The 1,255-nt window shown below is 43.8% G+C and carries 2 protein-coding genes; both read left to right on the top strand.

Annotated features, from left to right (window positions below; all coding sequences use genetic code 11):
* Window positions 1-173: 173 nt before the first annotated feature.
* The gene (locus P5683_RS24965) at window positions 174-695 is read left to right on the top strand and encodes a photosystem I assembly protein Ycf3 (RefSeq protein WP_006624111.1); all 522 of its coding nucleotides are present in this window, start codon (window positions 174-176) and stop codon (window positions 693-695) included.
* Window positions 696-715: 20 nt separating this feature from the next.
* Entirely contained in the window at window positions 716-1,009 is a 294-nt protein-coding gene (gene gatC / locus P5683_RS24960; RefSeq protein ID WP_006624110.1) for an Asp-tRNA(Asn)/Glu-tRNA(Gln) amidotransferase subunit GatC, read from the top strand.
* The last annotated feature ends 246 nt before the right edge of the window (window positions 1,010-1,255 follow it).

The raw sequence follows: 1,255 nt of genomic DNA, 5'->3' as shown, positions 1-1,255 counted from the left end.
GTATCGTCGCATTGTCAGGCAATAGCCGGATAAATGTCGCGTAAATGTATCAGAAACAAGAATACCCGGTTAGATTGCTCTAGCAATTAACGAAGGTGTAAACTTAATATTGGTTTTGCCCCTGATGCGGTAACTCCAAGCGATCGCCCCCCTACTGTGGAGACTCCTATAATATGCCCAGAACTCAACGTAACGATAATTTCATTGATAAGACTTTTACGGTCGCGGCTGATATGCTTCTGAAAATGCTACCTACCAGCCGGGAGGCAAAAGAAGCCTTCGCCTACTATCGCGATGGAATGTCGGCTCAAGCTGATGGAGAATATGCAGAAGCTCTCGAAAACTATTATGAGGCTCTCAAACTTGAACAAGATCCTAACGATCGCAGTTATATCCTCTATAACATTGGTTTGATTCACACCAGCAACGGCGAACATGACCAAGCACTAGATTATTACCATCAAGCAATTGATCTCAACCCCCGCCTTCCCCAGGCTCTCAATAATATTGCTGTGATTTTCCACTATCGTGGCGATCGCGCCAAAGAAGCGGGAGATGAGGATGCCGCAGAACAAGCCTATCGGGAAGCGGCAGAATACTGGAAACGCGCTATTCGTCTCGCTCCTAATAACTACATTGAAGCTCAGAACTGGCTGAAAACAACAGGCCGCAGTGATATTGATGTTTACTTCTAAATAGGAGTTGGATTACCAGCATGATTGATCGCGAAGAAGTCCGCAAAGTGGCTCACTTAGCTCGCTTACAACTACAGCCCTCGGAAGAGGAAAAGTTTACTAAGGAATTGAATGGTATTTTGGATTACTTTGAACAACTCAAGGAGCTGGATACGGAAAAAGTCGCCCCTACTATGCGGGCGATCGATGTCAGCAATATCACCCGTCCTGATCAACTTGAACCCTATCCAAATCGCGACGCTTTACTCGCCGCCGCCCCAGAACCTGATGGGGATTTCTTCCGAGTTCCTCAAATTCTCAGCGACGAAAATTAATCCTTTCAACCATCGATAATCGGCCATGGACAATCGGTAATCGGTAATTAATTATTAATTATTAATTATTAATTGTTAATTATTAATTATTAATTGTTAGGGGATTTCTTCCGAGTTCCTCAAATTCTCAGCGACGAAAATTAATCCTTTCAACCATCGATAATCGGCCATGGACAATCGGTAATCGGTAATTATAGCACAAGACAGAACACTTAGGACGTATAATGGAGAGGACGAGATGACTAA

Origin of the sequence: Limnospira sp. PMC 1279.21 (genome assembly GCF_032349615.1) — a bacterium.
GTDB classification, from domain to species: domain Bacteria; phylum Cyanobacteriota; class Cyanobacteriia; order Cyanobacteriales; family Microcoleaceae; genus Limnospira; species Limnospira fusiformis.
The sequence above is the reverse complement of the archived record's forward strand: the minus strand, read 5'-3'. Positions and strand labels throughout refer to the sequence as shown.